The sequence below is a fragment of the Bacillus sp. FSL M7-1020 genome (genome assembly GCF_038050415.1).
In the GTDB taxonomy this organism is placed as follows: Bacteria; Bacillota; Bacilli; order Bacillales; family Bacillaceae_G; genus Bacillus_A; species Bacillus_A toyonensis.
Map to the genome: position 1 here is coordinate 865,908 of NZ_JBBOTW010000001.1, position 25,894 is coordinate 891,801.

Consider the following 25,894-nt stretch of genomic DNA (forward strand, 5'->3'; position numbering starts at 1 on the left):
ACCCCCCTTCTAAAGTGCTAACTAACTTGAAAATCATTTCGTTTCATTTTATAATTTACTTACCGACCGGTAAGTAAAAACAAGTGAGGTACAGTATGACAAAGAATTTACAAACATCGCAGAACATTGTAGAGGCGTCATTTAAACTTATGGCAGAGCACGGTATTGAGAAAATGAGCCTTTCCATGATTGCGAAAGAGGTAGGTATTTCAAAACCGGCCATTTACTATCATTTTTCTTCTAAAGAAGCGTTAGTAGATTTTTTATTTGAAGAAATTTTTTCTGGGTATCATTTCTCTTCTTACTTCGATAAAGATCAATATACGAAAGAAAATTTTGCAAAAAAGTTAATTGCAGATGGTTTACATATGTTGTCTGAGTATGAAGGACAAGAAGGTATATTACGCGTCATAAATGAATTTATCGTAACTGCGGCGCGAAATGAAAAGTATCAGAAACGTTTATTTGAAATACAAGAAGAGTTTTTAAATGGCTTTCATGATTTATTAAAGCAAGGTGTAGAACTTGACGTTGTGTCACAACATGCAACAGAAGAGAATGCTCATACGTTAGCGCTCGTTATCGATAATATGAGCAACTACATGTTAATGGGATTCCAGTTAAAGTATAAAGAAATTTGGATTCGAAATGTGAAAAACGTCATAAAGGAGGAGTAAAAGTGAAAATGCAAAAAAACTGGTGGCTCGGTTTTCTTGGATTCATTGGAGTGTATAAAATTCCAGGTATGATAGAGGCTTTTCAGGCGGATGGAAGTTGGCTGAAGTTAATCGGTTTCATTTGGTTACTTTGGTTCGGATATTTTATTCCAGAGAAGAAAGATAATTAAATTTCAATTTTCTGTAAAGTTATGTAAAATATAGATTGAGAGTATTCATATATTAGATTACTAGATTTGGAGTGGTTACATGGATCCATTGAAAAATGAAATTCACCCTGACATGGTCAAGGTGTGGAAAACGCGTTCCTTAATTGAGTTAGGAATTAGTATTATCGTCATTTTGGCATATCTTTTCTTTATGATTAAGTTTAATTGGTGGGCTTGGATTTTTTATGTGCTCATCGGATTAACAATTGTATATACGCCGCTTGATTACTTTACATTCCCGAAATTGCGTCAACGTTACTATAGCTACCAACTAAATGAAGAAGAACTTGAAATTCAGCACGGTCTTTTCGTCGTAAAACGTGTATTAGTACCGATGATTCGTGTGCAGCACGTTACAATTGAACAAGGGCCAATTATGAGGAAATACGGATTAGCAGAATTACACATTTCAACAGCGGCGACTTCTCATAGTATCCCAGGTTTAACGATGTATGAGGCAGAAATGTTGAAAACGAAAATCGCAGAATTAGCGAAAGTGAGTGATGAGGATGTATAAGAGGCAGCATCCAATCACGATGTTATTAGAATTAAAAATAACAGATTTTATACCATTTATTATTTTTCTTTTTAGTTTAAAAGGAAAGTTTCCATTTTGGTATTTAGTTCCTATCGGTTTTGCGGTAATCACGATTGTTTCAGCTATCGTAGGCTGGTACTACAAAGTATATTGGGTCGAAAATAACGTATTACATATTAAAGAAGGGCTCTTTGTGAAGAAGGAGAGCTACTTAAATAAAGAACGTGTTCAAACGATTAATACAAGTTCAGGCATGCTGTACCAAGTGTTAGGACTAAAGAAAATTAAAATTGAAACAGCTGGCGGAGGAAATGAGCCGGAAGTTAGTTTAGCTGGTATTACGGTAGAAGAGGCAACAAAGCTTATTACAATGTTAAATGAGCCAACCTCGGTAGTAAAAGTAGAAGAAACATCAGAAGAAGTAGTACAAAAAGAAATTATTACAGAGGAAAAACAAACGACAGAGTACAAGTTAACGTGGAAAGAGATTTTAATAGCGTCTGTTACATCTGGTCAATTTGGATTATTATTCTCTTTAATATTTTTCGTTTATAACCAAGTGGACGAGTATATTCCGAAATGGATCAAAAATAGCGTAGAGTCTTATGTTATGGATCATGATATATATGGCTGGATTTACATGGTAGCTATTTTACTTGTCGTTTCTTGGATTATATCTACAATTGGATATGCGTTAAAACATGGGGATTTCACAGTCAATCGAAAAAATGATGAAGTCCGTATTTCGCAAGGATTACTGGAGAAAAAAGAACTCGTATTAAAGTTACACCGCATTCAAGGTATTACGATAAAAGAAGGTATATTACGCCAACCATTCGGTTATTGTGCTGTGCAAGTAGAAGTCATTCAAAGTGAAGGAAAAGAAGAAAAAGTTACGCTACATCCTATCATTCGAAAAGATCGCGTGCAACAGTTACTCACGCATTTACAATTACCATATGAACTGAATACAAATATTATTTCATTACCAAAAGCAGCATTGCGGCGCTATCTCATTGATAGTTTCATCTTCTTCGCCATGCTAGCAATTCCGCTGACAGGAATCAGCATATACTTTGAAAAGTATTACATCATGTGGGCATTATTACCGCTCGCGATCCTCATCTTTACACTTGGATACGCAACATTTAAAACAAATGGTTACGGTGTAAACGGAGAACAAATTACATTTGTGTATCGTAGTATTGGAAAATATACAGGACTTGTAAGAAGAAGACACGTCCAATCAATGGAGAAGACACAATCATATTTCCAGCGCCGCGTAGACTTATGTACGTATAAGTTTTCTAGTGCATCATCGAATTATAAATTAGAGCATACGAGAGTAGAAGATGCAGAGAGAATGCAGGATTGGTATAAGAAGAGAATAAGTGAGGATTAGTTTAAAAAGGCTTGCCTAGTATGATAGGCAGGCTTTTTTATAGAGAAATGAGTAGTTTACAATTGAACTAAGTTTTCTTTAGTCCAATCCATATATGAGTACTACAGCGCACATAAATGAATATGTATCAGGGAAAAGGAAGTATACTTCTATTTCAGGGAAATTCGTGAAATATTTGATATAAATGGTATACTAATGTAGAAATAATATTAGGAGGCTATGTATGATAAGTCAGTTGAAAAGATAAGCACTTGATGCATTAAAAGGAAAATGGGGATTAGCGGTAGGAGCAACCTTATTAATTGGAATTCTTATTGGAGCTGTGGAATTTCTAACCACAGGTATTTTCTCAATGTTTTGGGGTTGGGAAGAAGCAAGTGATTCGCTTACAGTAACTATTATTGCAATGCTTATTATCGGTCCGTTAACAACGGGTGCTTATTACCTAGTTTTAAATGTAATTCGTGGAACTAATGCTAGTATTGGTCATGTATTTAGATGGTTTAGCGATGGAAGTAAGTTTATGAAGGCATTTTTAACATATTTACTAATGTATGTATACGTAATTCTATGGACATTACTTCTTATTATTCCGGGTATTATTAAATCATTTTCTTATTCTATGACGTATTTTATTTTGAATGATCATCCAGAATACACAGCGAATCAAGCAATTACCGAAAGTCGCCATATGATGAACGGACATAAAATGGATTACTTTTTACTATGCTTAAGTTTCCTTGGCTGGTTCATCTTAAGTATTCTTACTATAGGAATCGGTTTCTTATGGTTAGCACCTTACTTCTATTCGACATCGGCAGCGTTTTATGAAGAGATTTCAAAAGAATATTACAAAAAAGAAGGTACTACTTTCTAATAAAGTTCAACTAATCGGGTGTTTACGGGCAGTTGATTCCTCACCTAACTTCTTTGCTTTCGCTAAATTTTGAGGTGGGGGTCTTACTGCCCGCAAATAGCGGGATAAAACATCTAAACCGAATATAGGGAGCAGATGGTTTAGGTGTTTTGATATGTGTTCTGTTTTCGGAATTCACTTCAGGATAAGGTATAGGTTTTTATATAGAAATTCTTCCCTCTATGTTTTATCATAGAGGGTTATTTTTTTATGTGAAAATGATAGAAAATAGTGAATAATATATATGAAAGGAAAAAAGTGAGGTGAATGAGAGTGAGCAAATTTTTAATTCCGTATTCATTTTCTATATTAAGTTTCTTTATTTCAGCAACGGCACTTGATTTATATGATAGGATGGGAAAAAATAATGAGATGATTTCGCCGAACATACTTGGAAAGATAATTCAATCTATTTCGCAAATGGGAGTCCTTACATTGTATTTCGGAGTACCTATTATTTTAGGTGGATGTCTTCTTGGTGAGATATTGTTTAGAGGTATCATTTTACGATTTAAATTGAGCTATATTATATCTGTATTATTATATTTACTCTTAGCTTTTAGTATTGTTTTCATAACGGTAGGGATTCCAAATACATATGAAGATTCCAATATTTTTTTCATGGGGATAACTATGATTTGTGCTGTTACATTCTTTGTGGGTCGGGATATATGGGAGAAAAAACAAGTTAGTAATGGAGTGGGAACATGAAATACACTTGTCTTTGTTGTGGGTATAAGGTGAAACTTTAATCAGTGGGGATTTTGTTCATTCCCCACTGATTATTAGCCCTCACCAATCGGGCATTTATGGACAGTTGACCTCCCGCCTAACCCCTTTGTTCTAGCTGAATTTTGAGGTGGGAGTTTTACTGGCCGGCAAATAGCGGGGTAGAACAATAGAAGAAGAACCCCCAGGTCCAGAAAAACCGGAAACAACAGATCCAGAGAAGCCTGGAACACCAAATCCAGAAAAACCTGAAAAAGAATTACCGAAGACAGGACAGAAAATGCCTGTGGAACCATATATGGGAGCATTTCTTGTAATGATGAGTTTTGGATTACTCGTATTAGGTAGAAAACAGCAGAGATAATAAAAGTGAAAAGGTATCCTTCAAGTATTTGAGGATACCTTTTTTATTTTATTTGGCATAAAAAAAGCATCTAGCAAAAGTACTAGATGCAAATAAAAATACAAGGGAAGATAAATGTCCTCACGTTTTCATAGTGTTTTGTTGAAAAAAGGGCTATCTATTTAATTAATTTTAACGCGTAAGGAAAGAAGTTTCTTTCCTTACATGTTTGAAGGGGGATAGTCCAACGGTAGGTAGGGAAAATAATGTAAAAAAAAACTATTGTATGTTTAAAAACGTTATGTTACATTTGTGTTACAGATAAGTTACAAAACGTAACTTTTGTTACGTTTTGTTTTCTTATGTTTTCGATAGATTACGAGTTGTAGTTCGTATTTCCAATCAACTGAGAATATTTAAAGTTGAAGAAATAACAAACTATAAACTAAAAATGGTTTTTCTATGTGTATGAGAGTGTGTAGTAAAGATTTTGAGTGGGAGCTTTATCCGCATTATTAAAATTCTTTTCGGTCTTAAAAGAAGAAGACTACCAACTATTTAGGAGTTTTAAGTAATGATAGTAAATGAAATGTACTTCCTTTCCCGCACACAATGTAGTACATATTTTACTGTTAGTCTAAGTACTACACAGACTTTTATACATATGATGTTATTGTTTTAGGAGTATATAGGGGGAGAGAAAATGAGAAAGTTATTAACGGTAATTGGACTTACATTTTTAATGTTGGCTGGATGTAGTAATGGGAACTTTGAAAAAGCAATGGATGAGGGAAAGACTGCACTAACGAATAAAGAATATAAAACAGCCTTATCGTCATTTGAACGAGCGCTAGATGAGAAAAAAGATGATTCAGATGTAAAAGTACTTGTAGAACAAACGAAAGCAATGATTGAAGCAGTGAAGTTAAAAGAGGAAACAAAGGTAGAAGAGTCAATCAAGTCATTTGAAAAAGTAGAGAGCGTGAAGAATGGAAGTAATACGCTGTTAAAACAAGCGAAGGAAGAACGAACAGCATTACTAGCCATCTTAGAACAAAAAAAGAAATATAGCGAGCAACTGACGAAAAGTGAAGAGTTCATAAGTAAGAAAAATTATGCAGAAGCGAAAGAGATATTAGATAAGCTAGTTTCCGAAACGAAAGGTAACAAGAACTTTGAAGAATATAATAAAAAAGCTGTAGGATTAGTTACTAAAATTGGTGAAGAGGAAAAAACTGCAAAGAGTGAAACAGCAGCACCGAAGGCACAAAAAACAGATGCAGGAACGAGTCAAAAAGTGGAGCCTGAAAAGAATCAAAAGGTAGCAACAGAAAAGAACCAAAAAGTAGAGGCAGAAAAGAATCAAAAGGTAGCAACAGAAAAGAACCAAAAAACAGATCCAGAGAAGAATCAAGAGGTAGAGACAGGAAAGAATCAAGATGCATTTACTTTTGAGAAAGCTAAAGAATATATTAAAAATGAATATAAAGAAGAATATGATTACACGTTAGAGAATACGCAAGTAGAAAATGGAAAGAAATATTATCAAATAAGAGTGCGTACGACATATAAAATAGAAGGTGCAGCTGGATCAGGATTTACTGGTGTATTCAAAGTATTCGAAGATGGTACAATTGTTGAAGTGCACTAGATTGATGAAAAGAATATGATACAAAACAGTAATCTGTCAAAAATAGAGATAATAAAAAGGTATCCTTCAAGTACGAGGATACCTTTTTACATTTTAAATCGTTCTTTATGACTAATCTTTAATTATTAATCCGAGTAATGTTGCAAACTGAATAGCTTGATATGATGATACTTTACATCCTCTTAGATTGTTCACTGAAACGGTAAGTGTATCAAAATTAGAAGAACTAATATCTATTCCCTTCAGTGATGTTTGATCAAAATTTGCTTCGTCAAGGCTACATGAATTGAATTCAACTTTTTTTAGTTTACAGTCAAAAAAATCTGCATTATTTAATGAAGTTGCATTAAATATGATCTTTTCTAGTTTAGAATTTCCAAGTGAAGCTAAATTCAAAATTGAATTTTCAAATGTAACATTTCCTAAGCTAGATTCTGTAAAATTAACGCCAATTAATTTACTGTTTTTAAATTCGACTCTGTGAACAGAAGAGTTGCTTAAATTAACATTTGATAAATCGCAGTTCTCAAAACAAACATCTGTAATATCAATACTGCTAAAGTCTGTATTGGTAAACTTACAATTTTTTATCACTGCATTATATAAACGCACTCTATCTACAGATTCATTTTCAAAAGTGGAATCGATGATTTCACACATTTCTAATGTTGAATCTTCTTCATAAAAAATATCGTGAAAATTCTTTAAAGATAACTCTGGCGAAATTTTTGGTCTATCAATTTTCATATTATATCCTTCTTTCATTGAATTAGTTAGCTAGAAAAAATGGTATGTTCTATACATAGTTAGTACGCAGCGAGCAAGCGCCGTGTTGAAATTTCATCTCTTATTTTAAATGATTTTTTATGACTATACTTCGATTAACTTTAGCAATAAAAGCATACTCATGTATTCTCTAAAAATTAACGGTTCATTTCACGTTGTAGTATTTCAAAAAACAACGATACATGATAGCCATCTACTGTTGCATGATGAACTTTAATATTCACTGGCATTAGCAACTGTGAACCAACTTTTTCGTACTTTCCACTAGTAATCATTGGTGTTACATTATTTTTGATAGCTCCTTGATGAGATGAAAAATGTTCAAAATGCATCCAAGGAATGGATGAAAGATTTACCACGTTGGGCGGAACAACTCCCATTGGTGCGATATCTGTTGTGTTTGCATAGTTTTTTATAAGCCTTTTGTACTCACGATCAACTGATCTATAATCTGTTAATTCTTCCAACCATAAACTATAAAATAGCCCTGTTTCTTGATTAAAGTTCGTAAATGTCGGCACTAATTCTTGCCATTCTACTAATTGCTTATTTATGTGGGCATACTTCAAATTCGGAATCTTGTTAACCGATTTAGTTACATTAAAAATAGAGAAAAATAATGTAACAATTAAAAATTGCATTGAAGTGGAATTATTAGATGAGTTTTTTAGTACGGATTCTTACAGTTGCCAAATGCAATTGCTTATAGAGAATGAATGAAAACGAACTTTAGAGTATACTCAGAAATAATATAAACTAGAAAATGAAGCTGGATTATGTAAGTACAATTGTTGAAAAGGTATCCTCACATACTTTGAGGATGCTTTTTTAGTATAAAAAAAGGCATCTAGCAAAAGTACTAGATGCAAATAAAAAACACAAGGGAAGACAAAATTCTTCCCTTTTCCCGTATGTAATTATATCAAAAAATTTATAAAAAACTAGCTTTATTTTTTATATAATTGATGTGTGAAGCCGTGAAAGGAAAAGATTACACTATTTTCGTAGTTTTTTGTTAAAAAAAGGAGCTGTATATATGATTAATTTTAAACCAGAAAATTTAAATCAATTATTAAAAGTGACGCTCATAAGTGCGAATAAGTCTTATGATGCGATTAAAGATTATGAGTTTACAAAAGAAGCAGTAGTATTCCGTATAGACTTCAAATATATTGGCGTTTCTCTTATGATTGTAGATATGCTAGGAAGATCGGCGGCGAGATTTAACATTTTGCCATTTGCTAAACCAGATACGAATGAGATAGATTACATCCAGTTTCAAGTGTATTCGATTAATGAAGGGAATTTTAAAGAAATGCTTGATACGATGTAAAAAACTATAATTTTACAAAAATGTATATACCAACTAATATATAAGTAATACATTCATATAATTGGAGTGATGAGATGCAGCCGTTAGAAAGGGAGATTCATTCTAATATGCTGAAAGTGTGGCGAATTCACGCTTTAATTGGGGCGGCAGTTATACTAGCAGTCGTAATTGCGTATTTCTTTTTTATGATTAACTTTAACTGGTGGGGTTGGCTGTTCGGATTGTTAGTAACAGGCGCTATTACATTTATCCCGCTTGATTATTTTGTATTTCCAAATTTACGTCAACGCTATTATAGTTACAGATTAAATGAAGAAGAGATTGAGATTCAAAAGGGAATGTTCGTTGTAAAACGTGTACTTATTCCGATGATCCGTGTGCAGCACGTAACGATTGAGCAAGGGCCGATTATGAGAAAGTATAATTTAGCAGAATTACACATTTCAACAGCAGCAACTTCTCATAGTATTCCAGGTTTAACGAAAGAAGAAGCAGAACAGCTGAAAAGACAAATTGGAGAACTTGCGAAAGTGAGTGATAAGGATGTATAAGAGGCAGCATCCGATCACGATATTATTGAGTATTCGAATTTCGGGTTTATTTCCTTTTATCCTTCTTGTAATATTTCGCTCTGATGAAAATGAGCCTTGGTATTTATTTTATTTTGTTTTGTTGTTTCTTTTATTCGTGATGGCTATTTTCTCCGCTGTGAAATGGTATTTCAAAGTGTACTGGATTGAGAATAATATTTTACATATAAAGCATGGTGTGTTTGTAAAGAAAGAAAGCTACTTAAATAAAGAACGTGTGCAAAATGTTAGTACATCTTCTAACATCATTTATCAAATACTTGGACTTCCAAAATTAAATATAGAAGTTGCAGGCGGCGGTAGTGAGCCAGAAGTGATGTTAGCTGGTATTAAAGAAGATGAAGCGAAGGCACTAATTGCTTTATTGCATAAAGAAAGAAGCGTTGTGGCTGAAGAGGTGCCTGCGGAAGAAGGTAGTAAGACAGTTTATCAGTTAAAAGCGAAAGAAATTTTATTCGCATCTATTACATCTGGTAGATTTGGATTAGTGTTTTCTATGTTAGTAATCCTTTACACAGAGTTTAATCAATTTCTACCAGAATGGTTCATTAATAAAGTGGAAGCGTATGTGATGGATAACGGTGTATATGAATTAATCGTTATGGCAGCAATTTTAATGGCAATTTCTTGGGTTATTTCAACAGCAGGCTATGCGTTAAAATATGCAAACTTTAAAATTGAGCGAAACGGAAATGAAATTCGCATCGTACAAGGGTTATTTGATAAGAAAGAGTTTGTGTTAAAATTGCACCGTATTCAAGCAATTACTGTGAAAGAAGGCATTCTCCGTCAGCCTTTCGGTTATTGTTCTGTGGAAGTAGAAGTCATTCAAAGTATAGAATCCGCTGGGAATGAAGTGATGCTACATCCTTTTATGAAGAAAAAAGATGTGCAGCAGTTACTCGCATATTTACAGTTGCCGTATGAAATGGAAGAGGAAATCGTTTATTTACCGAAAGCGGCATTGCGCCGTTACATCATCATGGGCTGGATTACAACTGCTGTGCTCGCTGTGCCGATCGTTAGTGCGAGTATATATTTCAAACAATATATCGCGTTATTCACTCTTATCCCGCTATGTATCGGATTTACAATACTCGCATACGCTCGTTATACTAGCGGCGGTTATATGATGAGAGAAAATCAATTAACGATGGTGTACAGAGGTCTTGCGAAATATACAGGAATCATGCGTAGAAGGCATATTCAAGCGGTGGGGTACAATCAATCATATTTTCAAAAGAAAGACGAGTTATGTACAGCTGCCGTATCGGTAGCAGGGCATCGTTATAAAGTGAAGCACATGCGAAAAGAGGACACACTTCGTATATATAATTGGTACAAAGAAAAAGGAAACACCGGTGTGTAGTGGTGTTTCCTTTTTGTTATTAAATGGATATCTTTAGTCGAATCGTTGATATATTTCAAGATGTGATAGATATATTCGAAAAATCGTTGGTATAATTTCACGTACTCCTAGTGTTGTATTACTTTTTAATTAAACTAACACATCAAAAGTAGTCACAAAAGAAGGACGAGAGAAAATACTCTTTTGCTGTTCTGCATGTGGATGCGCCTGAGCCTGAGCCTGTGATTGTCCCTCTGCTTGTGCAGGACGTTTTTTATGAGCGTTTTCGAATGAACGTGATTCTGTCCAGTCTTTAAAGTTTTGCTCTGTTTCCCACATCGTTAAGATGACATATGTATCGTTACTTAATGGGCGTAGAACGCGGATCGCTTGAAATCCTGGTTCGTTTTCAATAAGGCCTGCACGGTTTTTAAAACGGTTTTCAAATACAGGGCGACCTTCGTCTGTGACAGAAATGTTGTTACAAACGATATAGCCAGGTTGTCCTTTAAATTCGCCAACAGCATCTAGTACGTCATATTGAAGAGATCCTTCTACAGATTCTTCTGTATTTTCTTTATAAAACATATCTTTTTCATTATTTTTTGCAGTGAAATGTGCTTGTTCTAGAGGTGTTTCGTATGAAATAATAGCCTTCATTTTAGTGCCCCCTTACTTATTTGTTTCTATTATATCAACTCTCTTAAAAAACTTCGAAGATTATATACATAAAGATACTTCTTTTTCAAATAATAAATGTACCATCATTTGGAAAGAAGGCCGATGTATGAAGAAAGTAAAGTGGACTTTATTAGGTGGGTTAGCGACGCTTGTATTAGCGATTGTAATCTATAAACTTATTGTGTTAGCTGGTGGCTATATGATGGATGAAAAGCAGCTCGTTTTCCACTCTTCATCACGTATCGTTGACCAGAAAGGGAAAGAAATTACGAAATTATACGTAGAAAATAGAGACCTCGTACCAATCGAGCAAATTCCAAAATACGTGCAGCAGTCGTTTATTGCGGTGGAAGATTCTCGTTTTTATGAGCATCAAGGAATTGATTATCCGTCAATATTCCGTGCTCTTTATAAAGACACGTTAGCTGGAGAGAAGGTCGAAGGCGGTAGTACGATTACGCAGCAACTTGCTAAAAACGTCTTTTTAACTCGTGAAAAAACATTTACGCGTAAGTTGAAGGAAGTCGCAATCTCCCTTCAATTAGAGCAAAAATATACGAAGCAACAAATTCTTGAAATGTATATGAATCATATTTATTTTGGACATGGAGCTTACGGTATTCAAGCTGCAGCAAAGTTGTATTTTAATAAAAATGTAGAAGATTTAACAGTAGAAGAAGGGGCAATGCTTGCAGGTCTTCCGAAGTCGCCAAACGGATATTCACCGTATTTTTCTCCAGAGAAGAGTAAAGAACGCCGTGATCTAGTATTGTCACTTATGCATAGACAAGGTTATTTGACTGCTGAAGAAAGCGTTCGCTATCAAGGAAAGACAATTGCTCTATATAAAAACTTAGATGAGAATGAACTCGCATATATGCCGTATATTGATATGGTCATAGATGAAGCGGCTCGTTTATACGGATTGTCTCATCAAGAAGTACTTCGCGGAGGATATACGTTTGTCGTATCGATGGATGAAAAGATTCAAAAGGTGGCGTATAACCAGTTTCAAGATGCGCGCAATTTCCCTGGTAAAGAAAATGGGGCGCAAGGTGCATTTTTATTAATGGATAATCGTACGGGCGGGATTAAAGCTGCGATTGGCGGAAGAAAGTATGTCCCGAGAGGATTTAATCGTATTTTTGCAAAAAGGCAACCGGGCTCTGTTCTGAAACCACTTATCGTTTATGCACCAGCATTAGAAACGAAAAAGTATAATCCGTATTCGTTATTAACAAATGACAAAGCTTCTTTTGAAGGTTATGAACCTCGAAATTACAATCGTCAATATACGAAAGAAATGACGATGTATGATGCGATTTTAGATTCAGCAAACGTACCGGCAGTTTCTTTATTAAATGAGTTAGGGGTCGAAGAAGGAAAGCAATATTTAGAGAAAGGAAATGTTCATATTGCAGATACTGGGTTAAGTACAGCGCTTGGTGGGCTGAAAAACGGTGTTTCACCATTTGATCTTGTAAAAATGTATCGTGCATTTTTAGCAAACGGCAATATTATTGAGCCACATGTTATTGATAAAGTGTTAAATAGACACGGCGCAGTCATTGGAGAATCGCCAAAAGTAGAGACGAAAGTCTTCTCGAAACAAACAGCATGGTATATGACGAAAATGTTAGAAGGAGTTGTAAAGGAAGGGACAGCCAAAGTAGGTGTCTATAACGGTGCGTTGGCTGGAAAAACGGGTACCACTTCAATTCCTAATGATGATAATGGAGCAAGGGATATGTGGTTTGTTGGATATACGCCGAATTTAGTGGGAGCAGTTTGGGTCGGCTATGATCACACGGATAAAGAGCACAAATTGCAAGGCGAAAGTGCAGCTGCAACGAAGTTATTTAAGAAAATTTTAACGAAGGCAAATGTAGAACAGAAAGAAAAGTTTATGCAGCCAGAAGGTGTAGAAACGATTGGTGCCCCAATTCGGTTGCGCAAGATTGAAGATGTAAAAATGAAACTATCATTTAGTCCTTTCGGTTTATTTAAAGCAAAATTAAGCTGGACACCACTTCCAGATGAAAGAATTATGTATCGAATTTATAGAGTGGAAAACGGAATTCATACGCATGTGAGTACTGTAACAGGTGTCGGAGAATATGAGGAAAAGTTTATTAACATATTCTCAAAACCGAGTTTTTACGTTGTGCCATTTAACACACAAACGAACCGTGAAGGAGAAAAGTCAAAAGTAGCTAAACCATAGATTTTCTCTGTGTTATAATAAGAATGTTGTGAAAATAGTAAGCGGTTTTACGAATGTTTGTGTCAATTTCATGAACAACGTACATAATGTTATGCAATTTGTTTTTACAAGCTGTATAGTAAAAAAAGATAAATATCGGAATAGAACGTATTTAAAGCAAAAGCATTGGTAGGGAAGGGAGCAAGGGTCTTGGTAAGAACTATAAATGAGACATTTTTAAAAGCATGTAGGGGGGAACGTACAGAGTATGTACCAGCATGGTATATGCGTCAAGCAGGTCGTTCGCAGCCGGAATATAGAAAGATAAAAGAAAAATATTCTTTATTTGAAATTACACACAATCCAGAGTTATGTGCTTACGTTACAAAGTTACCAGTTGATCAATATAACGTAGACGCAGCAATTCTTTATAAAGATATTATGTCACCACTACCTGCAATTGGTGTGGATGTAGAAATTAAATCTGGTATTGGACCAGTAATTGATAATCCAATCCGTTCTTTACAAGACGTAGAAAAACTAGGGGAAATCAATCCAGAAGATGACGTACCGTACATATTAGATACGATTCGTTTATTAACGACAGAAATGTTAGACGTACCGTTAATCGGTTTTTCAGGAGCTCCATTTACGCTAGCGAGCTATATGATTGAAGGCGGTCCATCTCGTAACTACCATAATACGAAAGCGTTTATGTATGCAGAGCCGAAAGCTTGGTTCGCTTTAATGGATAAGCTTGCTGATATGGTTATTACATATTTAAAAGCGCAAATTAACGCAGGAGCAAAAGCAGTTCAAATTTTCGATTCATGGGTTGGAACAGTAAATGTAGTAGATTATCGCGTATTTATTAAACCAGCAATGGAACGTATTTTTGCAGAAGTTCGTACGATGGGTGTACCGATGATTATGCACGGCGTAGGAGCTGCACATTTAGTGAACGAATGGCATGATCTGCCTCTTGATGTAGTCGGTTTAGACTGGCGTTTACCGATTGAAGAAGCGCGTGCACGCGGCGTTTATAAGGCGGTACAAGGTAATATGGATCCTTCGTTCTTACTTGCACCATGGTCTGTTATTGAAGAACATGTAAAAGGTATTTTAGATCAAGGGATGAAGCAGCCGGGTTATATCTTTAACTTAGGTCACGGTGTATTCCCAGAAGTAAATCCAGATACATTAAAACGTTTAACTACATTTATTCATGAGTACTCTAAAGAACAGTTAGCGAAGTAAAGGAGATTGGCTGTATGAAAAAGAAAATTGGTTTGCTTGTAATGGCATACGGAACGCCATATAAAGAAGAAGACATTGAACGTTACTATACACATATTCGCAGAGGAAGAAAGCCAAGTCCTGAAATGCTAGAAGATTTAACAGAGCGTTACCGTGCAATTGGTGGTATTTCTCCTTTAGCTACTATTACATTAGAGCAAGCTAAAAAGTTAGAAATGCGTTTAAATGAAATACAAGATGAAGTAGAGTACCACATGTATCTTGGTTTAAAACATATTGAACCGTTTATTGAAGATGCGGTACAAGCTATGCATAACGATGAAATAGAGGATGCAATCGCACTTGTTCTTGCGCCTCACTATTCTACATTTAGTGTGAAATCATATGTTGGACGAGCGCAGGAAGAAGCTGAGAAACTTGGAAACTTAACAATTCATGGCATTGATAGCTGGTATAAAGAACCGAAGTTTATCCAGTATTGGGTCGATGCAGTGAAAGGTATATATAACGGTATGTCAGAAGCAGAACGTGAAAAAGCAGTATTAATCGTATCTGCTCACAGCTTACCAGAGAAAATTATCGCACTCGGCGATCCATATCCAGATCAATTAAATGAAACAGCTGATTATATTGCAAGGGGCGCTGAAGTAGCAAACTATGCAGTAGGATGGCAAAGTGCAGGAAACACGCCAGATCCTTGGATCGGTCCGGATGTACAAGATTTAACGAGAGAATTAAATGAAAAGTACGGTTATACTTCATTTGTTTATGCACCAGTTGGATTTGTTGCGGAACATTTAGAAGTTTTATATGATAATGACTTTGAGTGTAAAGTGGTGACTGATGAAATTGGCGCGAAATATTATCGTCCAGAAATGCCAAACGCATCGGATGCATTCATTGATTGCTTAACGGATGTTGTATTAAAGAAAAAAGAATCTGTATTGTAAGAAGAAAGGGGGAGCCTGCTTGAGGAAAAAAGTTGTGATCATCGGCGGTGGTATCACAGGATTAACAGCTATGTATCACTTACAAAAAGACATTCGTGAGAAGGACTTGCCGATAGATACATTACTTGTAGAAGCGTCGGGTAAACTTGGCGGGAAAATTCAAACCGTTCGAAAAGATGGATTTACAATTGAACGCGGACCGGATTCTTTTTTAGCACGAAAAGAAAGTGCGTCTAGATTGGTGAGAGAATTAGGTCTTGGCGATGAACTTGTAAATAATAAGGCCGGTCAATCATTTATTCTCGTAAACAATCGGTTACATAAAATGCCGAGTGGATCAATGATGGGAATTCCAACGCAAATTACGCCGTTTCTATTTTCCGGGTTGTTCTCCCCAATTGGTAAATTAAGAGCTGGTTTTGATCTGTTAATGCCTAGATCAAAACCAGTATCTGACCAATCACTCGGGCAGTTTTTCAGACATCGCCTCGGAAACGAAGTGGTTGAAAACTTAATAGAACCATTACTATCGGGTATTTATGCAGGGGATATTGATGAAATGAGCTTAATGTCGACCTTCCCGCAAATGTATCAAATTGAGCAGAAACATCGTAGTATTTCACTCGGTATGCGTACGCTCGCTCCGAAAGAAGAGAAAGCTGAACCGAAAAAAGGAATCTTCCAAACGGTGAAAACAGGTTTAGAATCTATAGTAGAATCTCTCGAAGTGAAGATGCATGAAGGTACGATAATAAAGGGAACTCGCATTGAAAAAGTTGCAAAACTGGGGGATGGTTACACGATTACTCTTAGTAACGGAAAAGAAATAGAAGCGGACGCCATCGTAGTGGCAAGCTCACATAAAGTATTGCCTTCTATGTTTGCGCAGTATAAACAATTTCGTTTCTTCCGCAACATTCCGTCCACATCAGTTGCGAATGTAGCACTTGCTTTTCCGAAATCAGCCATTCAGCGCGATATTGATGGAACGGGATTTGTCGTATCACGAAATAGTGACTTCTCCATTACAGCATGTACGTGGACACATAAAAAATGGCCGCATACAACGCCAGAAGGTAAGGTACTTCTTCGCTGTTACGTTGGACGCCCTGGTGATGAAGCGATTGTAGAACAAACCGAAGAGGAACTCGTTCAGCTCGTACTAGAAGACTTACGAAAGACGATGGATATTATAGAGGACCCGGAGTTTGCAATCGTAAGCCGCTGGAAAGAAGCGATGCCTCAATATACAGTAGGTCATAACGAGCGAATGAAAAAGCTTACAACATTTATGGAGAAAGAATTGCCAGGTGTGTACTTAGCTGGAAGTTCTTACGCTGGTTCTGGTTTGCCGGACTGTATTGGGCAAGGTGAGTTGGCAGCGCAACGTGTGTTATCACATATTGAAAAAATAGTAGAATGTGAACGAGATGCTTTGAATGTATAAAAAACTACCACTTCCTAATGAAGTGGTAGTTTTTTATTGGAAAATAGAAGTTTGTACCTTACATATTCCATCTGTTTTTAGCATAAGTAATTTTTGTTTTAAACGTATAGCTGAGATTAATTTTTTGTAAAACTTGTCGAAATATAGTTCTATATAACGAATCATTTGTTATGATAGATATGCTGAGAAAATATGAAATAGGGAGAGGAAAATAGCTGTGAAGAAATTGTTAAGTGTCTTTTTATCATTATTACTATTACTATCATTTACTGGAACTTTAGCACAAGCAGAAGAAACTACTTCTATGTCGGTAGAAAAAGCAATTCAAGTATTCAAGCAGCAAGGGAAAACGAAGGGGATAGTGGAAGGATATATTGTCGGATATACGCAAAGTCCTTCTAAGTACACGAAGGATCCGGCTAAGTTTGACGACACAAATGTGGCAATTGCCGATTCACCAAACGAAACAAATCCAGATAAAATCATGCCTGTTCAGTTGCCAAAAGGCGATGTGAGATCGGCAGTGAATGTGAAAGATCATCCTGAAAATATTGGGAAGAAAGTTAGCTTAACAGGGACGCTTGAATTATATTTTAGTAGTCCGGGTTTAAAATCAGTAACAGCTCATAAGTTTCAAGGGGAAGAACAAAACCGTGTTAGCGATGTAGTGGCTTCACCTGGGGGCGGGGAAGTTGCGAAAGGAACAGCGGTAACATTAACAACGAATACAGAAGGAGCAACAATTTACTATACGTTAGATGGTTCTAATCCTACAAATAAAAGTGTTCGCTATAACGGACAAATTGTAGTGAATGAAAATAGTGTAGTGAAAGCAATCGCAGAGAAAGAAGGACTTACTTCTTCGGCGATTTCTACATTTTCATTTATTATTGTAAATAATGAACCAGTTCGTATTCATGATATTCAAGGGAAATCACATATTTCTCCTTACAAAGGGAAGAACGTATACAATGTGGAAGGCGTTGTAACAGCGCTTGATAAAAATGGTTTTTATATAGAAGACAATCAGCCGGATAATGATCCAGCTACTTCAGAAGGTATGTACGTATACAAAAAAGATGCAAATGTAGCAGTTGGAGACCTTATTCAAGTTGATGGAGAAGTAGAAGAATATGTTGGGCCTGGATATGCAGAAAGGTTTGAAACAGACTTAACAACGACGGAAATTAAGGCGAGTCGCGTTGCTGTAATCGCAAAAGATCAACCTTTACCAGCACCCATTGTACTCGGAGAAAACGGTGTGAAAATTCCTGATCAAATTATCGATAATGATGCATTCGGTTTATTTGATCCAAATGAAGATGCAATCGACTTTTATGAAAGTATAGAAGGTATGCGCGTTACGATGCCAACACCAAAAATTATTGCACCTCAGAAAAACGGAAATTTATATGTAACAGTAAAAAATAGCGGGGATAAAGTAGTAACGAAATATGGTACACCTCTTTTAGATGAAAATCAATTAAACCCAGAGCGTCTTTCTGTAAAAGTACCTCGTGATTATGTAGCAAAAGTAGGAGATACTTTCACAGGAGATATAACAGGGGTAGTAGGATATGATTACGGTTCGTTCCGTATTTCGCCAGTGACGGAATTACCATCTGTAGTGGACGGTGGGTTTAAGCGAGTAGGGGCAAATATTCAGCCACGTCTTGATAAATTAACAGTTGCTACATATAACATTGAAAACTTCTCAGCAAATAAAAAAGAAACGACGGACGAAAAAGTAAAAGAGTTAGCGTATTCTATTAAATACAATTTAAAAATGCCAGATATTATCGGTGTAGAGGAAATGCAAGATAATAATGGATCAATTAATGATGGGACAACAGATGCTTCATTAAGCGCAAAACGTATCATTGATGCAGTTCTAGAAATTCGCGGACCGAAGTATGAGTATGTAGAAATTGCGCCAAGCAACAATCAAGACGGGGGAGCGCCTGGAGCTAACATTCGCGTCGGTTTCTTCTATAACCCATCACGTGTGAAATTAGCAACAGTACCGAAGTTACTTGATAAAAATGTAGTTCGTATTGGAGACGAAAATGCATTATTTGATAGTACACGAAAACCGTTAGCAGCAGAATTTACATTCCAAGGACAAAACGTTGTTGTCGTTGCAAATCACTTAAACTCAAAACTAGGAGATGCAACGCCATTTGGAAAAGTGCAGCCGCTCGTATTAAAGAGTGAAGAAAAACGAATTCAATTAGCGCAAGAAGTAAATTATTTCGTACAAGGTATTCAGAAAAAGAATGCAAATGCACCTGTTGTTGTATTAGGTGATATGAACGATTTTGAGTTCTCGAAACCACTAAAAGCATTAGAGGGAACAATCTTAAAAGATATGCTAAACACTGTGCCGAAAGAGAATCGTTACACGTACATTCATGAAGGGAATGCACAAGTGTTAGATCATATTTTAGTAACGAACAACATCGCACCGCACACAGTTGTAGACCCAGTACACTTAAACTCAAACATTATGAAAGAGCATGGACGTGTAAGCGACCACGACCCAGTACTTGCTCAAATTGATTTGAAGAAAGCTTCTTAAAGTGAGAGAACGCTTAGGTAACTAAGCGTTCTTTTTTTGTTTTTGCATCGTCATTTAATTACAAAGAGGAGATTCCTTTTTTTGTAATCTGACGATATAATTAATAGAATATTCTGTTTTGTAGAAAGGGAGGTGTAGATATATGGTAGCCCAACTAAATGGGAAATTAATGAATCAACTAGCGATTTTTTTGAGTGTTTTTATATTGATTCAGTTTGTAGCTGATGTAACAGGTCTTACGCAATCACTAGGTATTCATTATTTAGGTACAATAAGACAGAGCATCACTTATACAGCATTTGGTTTAGCTGTGATTTTTACTATATTGGGTATGAAAAAGGAATTAAGTAAATATGCAATTATTTCTTTATGTTCGGCGATAGGAATACAAATAATTTATATAGTTGTTATTGTGGTTTTATGGATGTTGGCAGGGACACCGTAAAGTATTGTTCGTTTTTTTATAGAAAAACCTATTATTATGAAGTGCACCTCCAATTGTTAGACACGGTCTAACAATTGGAGGTGCACTTTTATTCCGATTATTAGTCTTCACCAATCGGGCTTTTACGAGCAGTTGATTTCCCACCTGACTCCTTGTATTCACTGAATTTTGAGGTGGGCATCTAGCTATTTAGAGCTTGATTTCTGTGGGGAATTTTAGGGTTTCTTAAGCAAACCGTAGCGGTGGTCATTTTATTTGGAAAATAGAGTGTAACTAATTGCAAAAGATTATATATAGAAACTCTTTTTTGTAAAATTCATGGTAAAATTAATTGAATATTCAGGTTTATAAAAGGGGGGGCAACGATGCAGGTACAATTAAATGGAAAATTAATGAATCAAATCGCAATCTTTTTTAGTAGTATTGCCATGCTTCAGTTTATAGCTGAGGTAACAGGATTTACGCAAAATTTAGATATTACGTATAACTTAATAAATACAACAACGTCATATATAACATTTAGCTTGGCAGTGATTTTTACTTTAATAGGTGCAAGAAGAGAATTGAGTAAATATGCAATTATTTTATTATGTTTAGTAGTAGCTATTAAATCGATTTATTTTGTAGCTATTGTTATTTTATGGGGATTGGCTGGTACGCCGTAAATGAATAAAAAACCTAATTTCCAAGAAGACATGAGGAAATTAGGTTTTTATGCTTGAAACGCTTTTCTACACCGATCCCTTCTTTGCAATCTTCTTTTGTACCTTTTTCTATCACGCTGTACGCCTTTTATATACATGCATAGGCTGAAGAAGAAGAAGAAGGCACATTGTATCGTTAATATATACGATGACATGCCCTGTAACGGTTGCTTTGGATCATATAAATGAATAGGTGCTCCGCCTATTGTAGGGAATATTGTATTGAGCAGGACGTAAGGAATGGAGGTAACTGCAAATGGAAACAGAATCGCCATATAGTCCTTTTGTGACCATGCAGATGCAGCAAGTCCTAAAAGAGCCATTAACCCTGCAAATAAAAAATTAATTCCGATATATACAATAATATAAGTGATGGGGGAGCCGTAATATAAGTTTGCGAACATCCCGTTGTCATTTATAATACCTGAACCCGCTGCGGGTGCTCCGTTTGGAATGGTTAATTTGCAAAATAATAATGATAAGATAAATGGAAACGTATAAAGAAGTCCTCCGCAAAAAAATGTAACGATATATTTCGTTACTGAATAAGGAAGTAACGAAATTTCTTTACTTATAAATGTCTTAAAACCATCTGATTTATCTGAGTTGTAACTTGTACTAAAGGGAAGACTTGCAATAACTGGCATTAATAATAAATAAACATCCATTTCATTGTCGCGAAATCCAATCCATTTAAAAGCCGTTGTTACAAACGCATCCGTTCCGTCTCCAATATAACGAATTACATAATAATAATGATAGATAGAGATAAGAGCTAATCCACTAAACATAATAATTAAAGAAACACGATTACAAAAAGCTTGCTTTATACTTAAACGAAGCGCACGCATCATGACTGAAAAAGCCTCCACTATTTTGATAAACTTGTCTATTTTCTATATTACTATTAATTGTAAAGATTTTCTTGTTTTTTTATTTGATTATTTGAAAAAGAGGAATTTTGTTGTTGTTAAGTAAGGTTTATCTATACATCTTAAGAACACCTTTTCTTTTTCTCTTTCCATCTGATACACTATGACAGTATTATATGAATGGACTGGAATTTTTTTATACTGGAAATAATAAAAAAGAGAACTTGTATAGAATGTAAGCGTGTGGTAATATCAAAGATGTACTAATTGACTATATTATCCAATTGGTCATTTTTGGAGGTGACGATGTGGCGATAGATCGAAAACGTTCTATTATTGAAGCTGCAACAAAGTCTTTTTCAGCGTTCGGTTATAAAGCAACAACGATGGATCAAGTAGCGAAATTAGCGAATGTAGGAAAAGGAACGATTTATACTTTTTTCAAAAATAAAGAAGAGCTATTTGGCGAAATTATTTCTAATTTAATTACAGAAATGAAGCAAGTTGCAGAAAACGCAATTCGTTCAGATGTTTCATTTTTTGAAAATGTACATAAAGCATTATATAGCATCTTAGAATTTAGAAAAGAACATCAGCTCATGATTAAGTTAATTCAAGAAGAGCGCGATATGGGAACGAAAGAAGTACAAGAAGTGATGCAACAAGTAGATGTGGAAATCGTTTCTGTCATTCAATCGTATTTAAAGATTGCGATTGAAAAAGGTGAAATTAGCAAATGTGACCCAGAAATTACAGCATTTATTATGCTTCGCCTATACGTATCGCTCATTTTTGATTGGGAAAAAAATCATGAACCGCTAGAAAAAGAAAAAATTGCAGAATTATTTGAACTTTATTTATTAAAAGGATTGTCAAACTAAGATAATCCTTTTATTATTATAAAAAATGACCAATTGAACAAAGTAGTCATATATTTATTTTAGGAGGGATAATATAAATATTCACTTCATAGTAAGGAACAGTTGCATAGTATAAATTCGGGGATAAGGCATATGTATGAATAAGTATAGCCTTTTTGTTTGGGTGAAAATGACTAAATGAACATTTTAGTCATTTTGATAAAGGGGGAGAAATGATGAAATGGAATCAGTTACTTCGTAAAGAGTTTACTGAAATTATAAAAAGTAAAAAAATATTAATTCCAATTATCGCGGTATTATTCGTACCAATTTTATATGCAGGTATGTTTTTATGGGCCTTTTGGGATCCGTATAAACAGTTAGATGATTTACCAGTTGCGGTAGTCAATTTAGATAAAGGTGCAGTATTTGATGGAAAACCAATTGAGGTCGGAAAAGGGCTCGTTGATAATTTAAAAGATAACACAAGTTTTAAATGGGAATTTGTAAGTGAAAAAGAAGCGAAAAAAGGAATGGAAGGTAGAAAGTATTACATGCTAGTACGCATTCCAAATGACTTCTCAAGTAACGCTACAACGTTATTAAAAGATGATCCCAAACCATTAAACTTAGAATACATTCCAAACGAAAGCTTAAACTTCTTATCTTCACAAATTGGCGGAACAGCCATTGAAAAAATTAAAGGTGAAGTAGCAAGTACGTTAACGAAAACATATGCAGAGAAAATGTTTGATTCCATTAAAGACGTCTCAAAAGGATTAGCAGATGGAGCGGAAGGTGCAAGTAAACTACACGACGGATCAAGTGAGCTGCATGATGGTTCAAGTAAAGTGACGGATGGCCTTCATACACTTCAAGGGAAGTCTGGGGAGATGAAGGATGGAGTTCAGAAATTAGCAGATGGATCAAATAAATTAGTAGATGGGTCAGGAAAAGTAACAGATGGTTTAAATACATTAAATAGCAAAACAGGTGAAATGCAGGTAGGTATAGGGAAATTAGTAGACGGGTCAGGAAAAGTAACAGATGGTTTACATGTATTAAATAGCAATACTGGTATCGGAAAATTAGTAGATGGCTCCGGAAAAGTAACAGGTGGTTTACATGTATTGAATAGCAATACTGGTATCGGAAAATTAGTAGATGGCTCCGGAAAAGTAACAGATGGTTTACATGCACTAAATAGCAAAGCAGGTGTAGGGAAATTAGTAGATGGCTCCGGAAAAGTAACGGACGGTTTAAATACGTTAAATAGCAAAACGGGTGAAATGCAAAAAGGAATTGGCGAATTACGTGATGGATCTGAGAAAGTGACGGATGGCTTGAACAAATTAGTAAGTAAATCTGGTGAATTTAAAACAGGAACAACTGATTTATCAAATGGTATGGAACAGCTGGTTGGGGGACAAAGCAAACTAGAGGAAGCTTCTCAAAAAATTGAAAAGGGTTTGCAAGATTTGAATAGCAAAGTGAAAAGTTCTGCTGCCGGTTTAGAGGAAATGCAGTCGAAAGGCCCTTCTATATTGAATACAGTAAAAGAAAAAATAGATGGAGCTGGGGCAAATGTAAATCAATTAAATGAACTTACGCAATCAACAGCAGGAGATGCAAAAAATGCAGCGCAAGATGTAGCGAATTTACAAAAGCAAATTGAAAGTTTACCGAAAGAATATCAAGAGCAGTTACAACCATTCATAACAACTGCTGTAAAAAGTACAGTGACAGTTCAGCAAAAAGCTGCCGGAGTAGCAGGTGGAACAAATAAATTAAATGAAGAAGTAAAACAATTAAAAGGTGAAATAGATCAAAGAACAAGTGATGCACAAAACAAACTACCGAATACAGCAGGATTGCAAACTTTAACGAGTGGTATTGATGAATTAGCTAGTGCACAAAAGGGGTTTGTTGAAAAGTTCCAAGGATTTGGAAGGAATTTAAATGTAGCAAAAGAAGGCGCAAATAAATTTAAAAACGAATCCGGCCAATTTATTGATGGAATAAATCAATTAGCAGATGGCTCAGGTCAAGTAACAGACGGTTTAGGTACATTATCTGAAAGAGCAAATCAAATGGCAGGTGGAATAAATCAATTAGCGGATGGCTCAAGCCAAGTAACAGGTGGTTTAGATACATTATCAGTAGGAGTATCCAAATTAGCAGATGGCTCAAGCCAAGTAACAGGTGGTTTAGGTACATTATCAGTAGGAGTAACAAAATTAGCGGATGGCTCAAGCCAAGTAACAGGCGGTTTAGATACATTATCAGTAGGAGTATCCAAATTAGCAGATGGCTCAAGCCAAGTAACGGGTGGTTTAGGTACATTATCTGTAGGAGCCAACCAAATGACAGGTGGCATAACGCAATTAGCGGACGGTTCAAGTCAAGTAACAACCGGATTAGGCACTCTAAATGGCGGCCTAAATAAAATGTCAACTGGCTCAACACAGCTAATCGACGGCGTAAATAAACTAGCAGATGGATCAGGAAAAGTAACAGATGGCCTCGTCAAAGTAAACGATGGTTCAGGTGAACTTGCTGAGAAACTTGGCGAAGGAGCAGAGAAAACTGGTGAAGTGAAAGGGACAAATAAAACGTATGATATGTTTGCAAACCCTGTAAAAGTGAAGACAGAGAAACTAGCGGAAGTTCCAAACTACGGAACTGGATTTACACCGTATTTCTTATCACTCGGTTTATTTGTTGGGGCATTACTATTATCTATCGTATACCCATTACGCGATACAGTCGGCGTTCCAAAATCAGGATTTAGCTGGTTTATTAGTAAGTTCGGCGTTTTACTATCAGTCGGTATTATTCAAGCGATAGTAGCAGATGTCATATTACTGTTCGGATTAGGTGTAGAAGTGCAAAGTATTCCATACTTTATATTATTTAGCATCGTTACAAGTTTAGCATTTATCGCATTAATTCAATGTTTAGTAACAGCATTCGGTGATGCAGGGCGTTTTATCGCCATCATCACATTAATTATTCAGCTTACAACAAGTGCTGGAACATTCCCACTAGAATTGATTCCGAAGTTTTTACAACCATTTAATACGTGGTTACCGATGACATACTCTGTATCAGGATTGAAAGCAGTCGTATCAAGCGGAGACTTTAACTTCATGTGGCAAAACATAGGAATACTCATGATCTTTATCGTCGTATTATCACTTGGAACAATCGCTTCCTTAACTTGGATGCACAAACGACAATTTAGAAATGTTGTTGAAAATCAATCGATTGAAGTTTAAAAAAAGCACCTTGTAGGTAAATATTTATAATAACGAAACATTGGAATGAAAAGCCTGTATCAATAATTACTCAGTGATTATCGATACAGGCTCTTTT

The 25,894-nt window shown here is 35.6% G+C and carries 22 protein-coding genes and 3 pseudogenes; 21 read left to right on the forward strand and 4 right to left on the reverse strand.

Annotated elements, in window-relative coordinates; all coding sequences use genetic code 11:
• The first annotated feature begins 95 nt into the window (after nt 1-95).
• The 8 genes and pseudogenes from MHB70_RS04430 to MHB70_RS04465 all read left to right on the forward strand — a co-directional run bounded on the left by MHB70_RS04430 (nt 96) and on the right by MHB70_RS04465 (nt 6,465).
• Nucleotides 96-677, forward strand: coding sequence for a TetR/AcrR family transcriptional regulator (locus MHB70_RS04430; RefSeq protein ID WP_000164841.1), 582 nt, complete (start codon nt 96-98; stop codon nt 675-677).
• 2 nt (nt 678-679) lie between these two features.
• On the forward strand, nt 680-847 hold the full coding sequence (locus MHB70_RS04435) for a hypothetical protein (RefSeq protein ID WP_000783814.1): 168 nt from the start codon (nt 680-682) through the stop codon (nt 845-847).
• 79 nt (nt 848-926) lie between these two features.
• A complete protein-coding gene (locus MHB70_RS04440; RefSeq protein WP_000371350.1) occupies nt 927-1,403 on the forward strand; it encodes a PH domain-containing protein in 477 nt (158 codons plus the stop codon).
• Entirely contained in the window at nt 1,396-2,826 is a 1,431-nt protein-coding gene (locus MHB70_RS04445) for a PH domain-containing protein (RefSeq protein WP_000278182.1), read from the forward strand. The genes MHB70_RS04440 and MHB70_RS04445 overlap by 8 nt, the downstream gene beginning before the upstream one ends.
• A gap of 223 nt (nt 2,827-3,049) precedes the next feature.
• Nucleotides 3,050-3,703 (forward strand): annotated as a pseudogene (locus tag MHB70_RS04450) (DUF975 family protein).
• Between the two features lie 306 nt (nt 3,704-4,009).
• Nucleotides 4,010-4,453 (forward strand): hypothetical protein, encoded by a 444-nt coding sequence (locus MHB70_RS04455; protein ID WP_002038107.1) that lies wholly within the window; start codon nt 4,010-4,012, stop codon nt 4,451-4,453.
• 202 nt (nt 4,454-4,655) lie between these two features.
• Nucleotides 4,656-4,835, forward strand: a pseudogene (locus tag MHB70_RS04460) (LPXTG cell wall anchor domain-containing protein); the annotation flags it as partial.
• A 682-nt stretch (nt 4,836-5,517) separates the two neighbouring features.
• Nucleotides 5,518-6,465, forward strand: coding sequence for a hypothetical protein (locus MHB70_RS04465; RefSeq protein WP_001228812.1), 948 nt, complete (start codon nt 5,518-5,520; stop codon nt 6,463-6,465).
• Nucleotides 6,466-6,576: 111 nt separating this feature from the next.
• On the opposite strand, the gene MHB70_RS04470 is transcribed toward MHB70_RS04465, so the two are convergent.
• Entirely contained in the window at nt 6,577-7,212 is a 636-nt protein-coding gene (locus tag MHB70_RS04470) for a pentapeptide repeat-containing protein (protein WP_000687253.1), read from the reverse strand.
• 176 nt (nt 7,213-7,388) lie between these two features.
• Nucleotides 7,389-7,892 carry a CatA-like O-acetyltransferase gene (locus tag MHB70_RS04475; RefSeq protein ID WP_002093822.1) on the reverse strand — a complete coding sequence of 168 codons (504 nt, stop codon included), beginning with the start codon at nt 7,890-7,892 and terminating at the stop codon, nt 7,389-7,391.
• Between MHB70_RS04475 and MHB70_RS04480 the strand changes: the two are divergent.
• From MHB70_RS04480 to MHB70_RS04495, 4 genes and pseudogenes are all read left to right on the forward strand, one after another.
• Nucleotides 7,858-7,971, forward strand: a pseudogene (locus tag MHB70_RS04480) (MerR family transcriptional regulator); the annotation flags it as partial. The gene MHB70_RS04475 and the pseudogene MHB70_RS04480 overlap by 35 nt on opposite strands.
• A 316-nt stretch (nt 7,972-8,287) precedes the next feature.
• Nucleotides 8,288-8,584, forward strand: a complete 297-nt coding sequence (locus MHB70_RS04485) for a hypothetical protein (RefSeq protein ID WP_000606832.1) — start codon at nt 8,288-8,290, stop codon at nt 8,582-8,584.
• Between the two features lie 74 nt (nt 8,585-8,658).
• On the forward strand, nt 8,659-9,135 hold the full coding sequence (locus MHB70_RS04490) for a PH domain-containing protein (RefSeq protein ID WP_001182713.1): 477 nt from the start codon (nt 8,659-8,661) through the stop codon (nt 9,133-9,135).
• Nucleotides 9,128-10,543: a PH domain-containing protein gene (locus tag MHB70_RS04495; protein WP_061529381.1), complete on the forward strand. Its 1,416-nt coding sequence runs from the start codon at nt 9,128-9,130 to the stop codon at nt 10,541-10,543. Before MHB70_RS04490 ends, MHB70_RS04495 begins: the two co-directional genes overlap by 8 nt.
• A 129-nt stretch (nt 10,544-10,672) precedes the next feature.
• On the opposite strand, the gene hmoB is transcribed toward MHB70_RS04495, so the two are convergent.
• The gene (hmoB, locus tag MHB70_RS04500) at nt 10,673-11,182 is read right to left on the reverse strand and encodes a heme-degrading monooxygenase HmoB (RefSeq protein ID WP_053446471.1); all 510 of its coding nucleotides are present in this window, start codon (nt 11,180-11,182) and stop codon (nt 10,673-10,675) included.
• A 127-nt stretch (nt 11,183-11,309) separates the two neighbouring features.
• Between hmoB and MHB70_RS04505 the strand changes: the two genes are divergently transcribed.
• The 7 genes from MHB70_RS04505 to MHB70_RS04535 all read left to right on the forward strand — a co-directional run bounded on the left by MHB70_RS04505 (nt 11,310) and on the right by MHB70_RS04535 (nt 20,748).
• Nucleotides 11,310-13,427, forward strand: coding sequence for a transglycosylase domain-containing protein (locus MHB70_RS04505; protein ID WP_000756256.1), 2,118 nt, complete (start codon nt 11,310-11,312; stop codon nt 13,425-13,427).
• Nucleotides 13,428-13,616: 189 nt separating this feature from the next.
• On the forward strand, nt 13,617-14,663 hold the full coding sequence (hemE, locus tag MHB70_RS04510) for a uroporphyrinogen decarboxylase (RefSeq protein WP_000252625.1): 1,047 nt from the start codon (nt 13,617-13,619) through the stop codon (nt 14,661-14,663).
• Between the two features lie 14 nt (nt 14,664-14,677).
• Nucleotides 14,678-15,613: a ferrochelatase gene (hemH, locus tag MHB70_RS04515; protein ID WP_000726795.1), complete on the forward strand. Its 936-nt coding sequence runs from the start codon at nt 14,678-14,680 to the stop codon at nt 15,611-15,613.
• A gap of 19 nt (nt 15,614-15,632) precedes the next feature.
• The gene (gene hemY / locus MHB70_RS04520; protein ID WP_001228058.1) at nt 15,633-17,060 is read left to right on the forward strand and encodes a protoporphyrinogen oxidase; all 1,428 of its coding nucleotides are present in this window, start codon (nt 15,633-15,635) and stop codon (nt 17,058-17,060) included.
• 211 nt (nt 17,061-17,271) lie between these two features.
• Nucleotides 17,272-19,638 carry a DUF6359 domain-containing protein gene (locus MHB70_RS04525; protein WP_033657321.1) on the forward strand — a complete coding sequence of 789 codons (2,367 nt, stop codon included), beginning with the start codon at nt 17,272-17,274 and terminating at the stop codon, nt 19,636-19,638.
• Nucleotides 19,639-19,780: 142 nt separating this feature from the next.
• Nucleotides 19,781-20,083 (forward strand): hypothetical protein, encoded by a 303-nt coding sequence (locus MHB70_RS04530; RefSeq protein ID WP_000226526.1) that lies wholly within the window; start codon nt 19,781-19,783, stop codon nt 20,081-20,083.
• 365 nt (nt 20,084-20,448) lie between these two features.
• Nucleotides 20,449-20,748, forward strand: coding sequence for a hypothetical protein (locus MHB70_RS04535; protein WP_001198066.1), 300 nt, complete (start codon nt 20,449-20,451; stop codon nt 20,746-20,748).
• Between the two features lie 47 nt (nt 20,749-20,795).
• Here the strand turns inward: MHB70_RS04535 and MHB70_RS04540 are convergent, their stop codons facing one another.
• On the reverse strand, nt 20,796-21,641 hold the full coding sequence (locus MHB70_RS04540) for a hypothetical protein (protein WP_000984181.1): 846 nt from the start codon (nt 21,639-21,641) through the stop codon (nt 20,796-20,798).
• Between the two features lie 326 nt (nt 21,642-21,967).
• Here MHB70_RS04540 and MHB70_RS04545 point away from each other — a divergent pair, with 326 nt between their 5' ends.
• Both MHB70_RS04545 and MHB70_RS04550 read left to right on the forward strand, forming a co-directional pair.
• The gene (locus MHB70_RS04545) at nt 21,968-22,540 is read left to right on the forward strand and encodes a TetR/AcrR family transcriptional regulator (protein ID WP_000963370.1); all 573 of its coding nucleotides are present in this window, start codon (nt 21,968-21,970) and stop codon (nt 22,538-22,540) included.
• A 215-nt stretch (nt 22,541-22,755) separates the two neighbouring features.
• Nucleotides 22,756-25,797, forward strand: coding sequence for a YhgE/Pip domain-containing protein (locus MHB70_RS04550; RefSeq protein ID WP_061529380.1), 3,042 nt, complete (start codon nt 22,756-22,758; stop codon nt 25,795-25,797).
• Nucleotides 25,798-25,894 lie beyond the last annotated feature (97 nt).